We start from the raw sequence: 5,955 nt of genomic DNA on the forward strand, positions 1-5,955 counted from the left end.
TATTTGCACCCGTAATGAGTCGCCAGCGTAGCTCAGTTGGCTAGAGCAGCTGATTTGTAATCAGCAGGTCGTGGGTTCGAGTCCCTCCGCCGGCTCAACGTAAAACCATCACTTTTTAGTGGTGGTTTTTTTTTTGGAATAAAATCAAAAAATAAATTCCAATTTTTTGAAATTCCAAATTCCAATCTTGATGCAAATTAGATTTTGTTGAGTATAAATTTCGCTTAGTTTGTCAGAAATGACAAGATTATGCTTTAAAATATAAATCAAAATATACTTGTCTGAAAAATTGTATTTTTGTTAGTATCGTACATCGTTAAATATGTTTTTTACATATTGCTCGTATTACACTTAATCATTATCTTTGAATTATGAGCACACTTACAAAACCAAATCATATAGGGCGAAAAATTAGCCGTATTCGTGAACTTCGGGATATGAAGCAAGAAGCATTGGCGCAAGCTTTGGGAACAAATCAGCAAGCGGTTTCGGCTATTGAAAACAGCGAAACAATTGATGAAGATAAACTTATAGAAATAGCAAAAGTTCTTGGTGTAAGTGTAGAAGCAATTAAAAATTTCTCGGAAGAAAATATGATTAATTATTTCAACACATTTCATGATACTGATTTTAGCAATAGTCAAGGAGCTTTCAGTCAAAATCATGAATGCTCATTTAATGCGCTTGATAAAGTTGTAGAACTTTATGAACGTTTGGTTCAGGTTGAAAAAGATAAAATTGAATATTTAGAAAAATTACATAATTTGAAATAATATTCTAAATGAAATTATAATAATGAAAGGCTCTATTAGAGTCTTTTTTTTTATTTTTCTACCAACATGCAATTCTTAAAGGAGTAGCGTTTTTTTTTTAACATTAACTTAGAAATTATATCTCGTAGAGATTAAATATTGGTAGAAAGAATGATGCCGTATTAAATTTGTCCCGTAGGGCAATGTCATTAAGTTAATGAGAAATCTATAAAATTACTTAACGGTTTAATCAAAGAAAGTATTAGAAAAATCCGTTTTTATCAGCGTTTTCACTTTAGCGAATCAGTAAAATCAGCGTCTAATTTTGACGCGGATAAAAACAGATTTACTTCGTAAAAACTCGGATAAAAACGGATTTGATTTGCAATAATTTTATTTTTTAAAAGCTTAACTTAATGACATTGTCCGTAGGGACTACAATAACAAACCTTTAATCCGTAATGTGATTTTCTCTCTTCTGTCAGAAATGACAAATTAATAACTAAATCTGAGTCGCGATTTAAAATAATTGTAACAATATTTTTCTTATGTTTGTCTCTTAACCAAAACTAATAATATAAATGGAAGAGAATTCAGTTTTTGAAAAATTTGAGTTGCAGCTCAATGAATCTGCAAAAGGCTTTTTAAGAGAAACCGCAAAATGGGCTTATTTTTTATCGATTGTAGGGTTCATCGGGATTGGGCTTTTGATGATAGGTGCAGTTTTTGCAGGAGCATTTTTGGCTACAATGGGATCAGTAATTCCTGGGGCCGGTGCTATGGGAAGTTCTTTTGGAGCAATAATGGGTGTTTTTTATTTTATTCTTGCAGCAATTTATTTCTTTCCGGTTTATTATTTATTCAAATTTGCTTCTAATGCAAAAAAAGCTTTTAGAGATAATGATACTGAAGCATTGACAAATTCTTTGGAGTACTTAAAATCGCACTACAAATTTATTGGTATTTTTATGATTGCGATTTTGGTATTGTACGGATTAATTTTTGTATTTGCAATCTTAGGATCTTTGATAGGAAGATAATAGCAGTAAAATTACAATCTTTTTAAATTCCAAATTCCAATTCAAAATTTGGAATTTATACATAAAAAAAAACGTCCTGAAGATTCAGGACGTTTTCGTTTTATTAAAAAAAGATTTAAATCTTTTTTTGCTCTTTTTTGATATCAGCAACATACTTGGTTAGCTTTTTTCCGTAAAGTGATTGTGCTACTTTAGGCGTCATAGATTTTTGAATTGTATCAAGAAATTTAACATTGATATCATAAATCTCTGCTAAAGCAATATAAGGCGCTATTTCATGATCTTTATTGTTAAGTGCAAAGTTTGTTGCATACAGGTATTTTCGTTTAATATTTGATTCTTGTTTTACATTAATGCTGTCAATCGCTTTTTGATCTTGTCTTTTTATGGCCTTAAATCTCGATTCTACCATAGAAAGGCTTTCATCGTTAAAACGAGAATTTATCTTTTTATATTCTTCGTATAATTCCTGATTTTTAGATCCTGTAATTTTAGCACCAAAAATAAAATTATCTAAGTTCGTGTCGATGTTAACATTTCCCGGTTCTGCAAAAAACATTATATTATTATCTAATGAATTAGTTACACCACGATCAAGATACAAGTAAAGCATTTCTGGTGATTCTAGTTTTAAATCCCTTTCAAACGAAGAATTCCCGTCTATTTTGATACTGTCAATCGCTACAAGAGCAGTATCAACAACTCTTTGAATGTATAAAGTTCCGTTTTTTAATCCTTTTATATTTCCTGTAAGGTGTAAACTGTCGGTTGATTCTTTTTTGCTGCAAGATGCTAATAGTGCAATTGTAACAAAAGCAATAATTGATTTTTTCATTGGTTTTTTAGATTTTGCTGCAAAATAAAGAAAATAGTTTGAATGTAGTATGTCGTGTTTCAATTTTAGTGAAAAAATAAATCCCAATCTATTTCTAAATTGGGATTCTTGATTTTAAGCTAATTATTACATTACATTGATAAATTAAAATTAGTTCCGTTTTCGTTAGTGTATGTATATGCTTTATCACAATCATTGTTTCCGTAATCAACAACACCGTTTAAGATTCCGCCCTGAATTTTCAATCTTCCTTTAGAGATAAAATCGCACGAATATTTTTTTATCAGCGTTTCCTGAACAGTTAATGTTAGTGTTGCGCCACTTTCAGCCGTAACAGTATGAGTTCCTTCGGGCATTTCATAAACATTATCTTCAAGTACAAATGGCGTATCAACTCCGGCTGTTTGTTTTACTGTAACTATTCCTGAGTTTAAGAAAACTCTTCCAGCTAAATCAGTAAATTTTCCGTTGGTTACTTTTCTGCTAAATTGCGGTACAGTTGCAATAGTTGTGGTATTTACATATTCTATTGTTCCCTCCAGTTTTATTCCGCTTAAAGAATAGTCGATTCTTTCAACGGTCATTTTACTTCCTGTTGTAGTTACAGGACCGGAAAGTGTAACTTTTAGTTTTCCTTTTCTTGCCAATTGGTTATCTACACAACCTGTCGTTCCGTAATCTATTGTAAATACCTTTGGATATGATTCTGCACTTTGTTGCGTAACTGTAATTGTACCGCAAATTCCGGGAGAAGTTTCGGCTGTTTTTCCAGTTGCAGATGTTTTTGACGAAACTTGTAATGCGGTTTTGACATCCATTTCGTTACTCGCATCAATTGCAATCGATGCGCCAATCGAAGATACATCGGCTTGAGTTGTTTTGTCGCTGTCATTGCTGGAACATGAAACGTAGGTAAGTCCTGTTGCGCAAATGGCTAATAGTAAAATTGCGGTTTTTTTCATAATAGTTTTGGTTTTTTGTTTGGGTTAAAAAAGCATTTAAATGTAATAAAAAAATTGAATCACAATAAAAAAATCCTGTAAACAAAGCTTACAGGATTTATAAACGCATTTTTGTGGGATAATGTTTTACAAAAGATTGATTTTTTTAAACCGTTTTATAATATTCGCTTTTGGCTTTTCTGATTTTTTTATATTCTTCCCAATTAAACTTCAATAAAAATTCTGAAGCTTTTTGAGCACCACGAATAAAAAGATCAATTTTTGCATCTTCGGTAAGATTAAAATTCAGCCAATTATGACTTCCTGTGTCAATGTATCCAATTAAATTTTTAAAGTCAGGATTTTTTCTTAAAAATTCTGAATCATAACCATATCTCGCCGTGTCGAACATGGAACTTATTACGTTGGTAATTTTTTCATTTTTATTGATTTCATTTTTATCATATCCCAGTTTAATACCAAAAGTAGGAGAGGCGGGAATAGTCAAATTCTCATGAAAAATATCAATTGGGAAATTCGAAATAATTCCTCCGTCCATAAACATAACTTCGGGCGGAACCGATGTTCTTAAACATGTTGCCTCATTCCATTTGTTCCAGGCATCAACTCCGCCCGGAATATTTGTAATTTTAAACGGAGTAAAAAATAACGGAATCGACATCGAAGCGCGCACAAAATCAGCAGGATTTTGAACATCAGGATTTGAATAAAATAGATCAATCATTTTCGGGAAAACAATTTTACTTTCTGTTGTAATATCTGCTGCAATTATGGCCATTTCGCTCCAATGATCCGGTCGGTTGTATTCTTCTTTATCGCCTAAATTCACCTTATTAATTCGGAATAATTTATTTTCATCCGAAACCCCTTTTAATCGTAAAGCTTTTAAATCAGCATAATTTTTAATTCCTTTTTGCGAAAGTAAATTTGTCATCCATTGATGGAAATTTTTACCCGGATTTAATCCAAGATCATCTTTAAAATTATCTATGACCTGACATCCTTTCAAAATTAATTTGAGATTACCTGAATCGCTCAATAAAGCATCAATAAATTCCTTCGCATCGTGATCTCCGTCAACAAAATCATACAAGTTTTTATTACACAAACAATCTAATATCCATTCTGATTTTTGAATATCACTTGTACCTGCCGCCGCCATTAACATAGTATTTATGCTTCCGGCCGATGTTCCTGCTAAACTCAAAAACCGAATACCCATTTGTTCCAGAACATATACATAACCAACTAAAGCGATTCCTAACACGCCGCCGCCTTCTTGTACTAAATCAACATATTGGCAATTATTCGCATCTACAATATCTGAGAAATTCTTGTTTTTAATCTGGTCTTTCAGTTCCCTGATAATCGTCAAAATTTCCCCGTTCTCAGTAAATTTCTTTTTATCCATGATTTTTGCATTTAAATATTGATAATCAGTTATTTGTATTTAGGGAGGAGTAAAATTATAGAAAGAAATTCTGGCCGGAAAGGGGCGAAACACCCTTTTTTAAAATGATTTAGAATCAAAAAATGCGATTTGTTTTGAACAAAAAAAAGCCCCGCAAGTTTAACTTACGGGGCTTAGTGTAAAAATAACTTTATGTGGTTATTTTTTATTTGATCATTTCAAAACTTCTTTTTACAAAAGCAGTTAAAGCTTCTCCTTTTAATAGGTTTTGCGATAATTTAGCTAAGTCTAAAGCTTGTTTTACTAAATGTTCCTGATGCGTTTTATCTTCAGTATTTAAAATACTTGTTGCTAAATCAGAATTTGTGTTTACAACTAGATTGTACATTTCAGGCATATTTCCCATCCCGAACATTCCGCCACCACCAGATTGACTCATTTCTTTCATTCTTCGCATAAATTCAGGTTGCGTGATAATGAACGGAGCAGCCTGGCTATCCATAGCTTCAAGTTGTACACTATATGCTTTTGGAATATAAGATTCTAACGAAGTTTTAAGGGTTTCTTTTTCTTCATCAGATAACTTAGAAATTGTGTTTTCGTCTTTCTTGATTAAATTATCAATATGATCAGAATCTACACGAACAAAAGATACATCTTTATTAGCACCTTCAATTTTTTGAATCAAGTGAGAGATAATAGGAGAATCTAAAAGTAATACTTCGTATCCTTTTTCTTTTGCTGTTTCAACATAAGAGTGTTGTGCATCTTTGTTTCCGGCATAAAGCACAACAAGTTTTCCGTCTTTATCCGTTTGATTGTCTTTTAGTTTCTCTTTTAATTCTTCAAGAGTAAAATAAGTATCATCAACCGTTGGGTATAAAAAGAAGGCACCTGCTTTTTCGTAGAATTTATCTTCAGAAAGCATTCCATACTCTAAAACGATTTTAATATC

At 31.8% G+C, this 5,955-nt stretch carries 5 protein-coding genes, 1 tRNA gene and 1 pseudogene; 3 read left to right on the forward strand and 4 right to left on the reverse strand.

Translation table 11 applies throughout. The features are described 5' to 3' along the window. Positions 1 to 21 precede the first annotated feature (21 nt). The 3 genes from ACHZDT_RS19900 (at position 22) to ACHZDT_RS19910 (ending at position 1,792) form a co-directional block, all read left to right on the forward strand. Positions 22 to 95: transfer RNA gene (locus ACHZDT_RS19900), tRNA-Thr, on the forward strand. Between the two features lie 276 nt (positions 96 to 371). After that, complete coding sequence (locus ACHZDT_RS19905) at positions 372 to 773, forward strand: helix-turn-helix domain-containing protein (RefSeq protein WP_394776448.1); 402 nt, start codon at positions 372 to 374, stop codon at positions 771 to 773. Between the two features lie 560 nt (positions 774 to 1,333). Next, positions 1,334 to 1,792: a DUF5362 family protein gene (locus ACHZDT_RS19910; RefSeq protein ID WP_394776449.1), complete on the forward strand. Its 459-nt coding sequence runs from the start codon at positions 1,334 to 1,336 to the stop codon at positions 1,790 to 1,792. Positions 1,793 to 1,907: 115 nt separating this feature from the next. Here the strand turns inward: ACHZDT_RS19910 and ACHZDT_RS19915 are convergent, their stop codons facing one another. The 4 genes and pseudogenes from ACHZDT_RS19915 to ACHZDT_RS19930 all read right to left on the reverse strand — a co-directional run. Beyond that, complete coding sequence (locus ACHZDT_RS19915; RefSeq protein ID WP_394776450.1) at positions 1,908 to 2,627, reverse strand: DUF4369 domain-containing protein; 720 nt, start codon at positions 2,625 to 2,627, stop codon at positions 1,908 to 1,910. A 131-nt stretch (positions 2,628 to 2,758) separates the two neighbouring features. Next, positions 2,759 to 3,589 carry a hypothetical protein gene (locus tag ACHZDT_RS19920; protein WP_394776451.1) on the reverse strand — a complete coding sequence of 277 codons (831 nt, stop codon included), beginning with the start codon at positions 3,587 to 3,589 and terminating at the stop codon, positions 2,759 to 2,761. Between the two features lie 145 nt (positions 3,590 to 3,734). Beyond that, complete coding sequence (locus ACHZDT_RS19925) at positions 3,735 to 5,000, reverse strand: patatin-like phospholipase family protein (protein WP_394776452.1); 1,266 nt, start codon at positions 4,998 to 5,000, stop codon at positions 3,735 to 3,737. A 205-nt stretch (positions 5,001 to 5,205) separates the two neighbouring features. After that, positions 5,206 to 5,955 (reverse strand): annotated as a pseudogene (locus ACHZDT_RS19930) (molecular chaperone HtpG); the annotation flags it as partial.

Source organism: Flavobacterium sp., from assembly GCF_043722275.1.
GTDB lineage: Bacteria > Bacteroidota > Bacteroidia > Flavobacteriales > Flavobacteriaceae > Flavobacterium.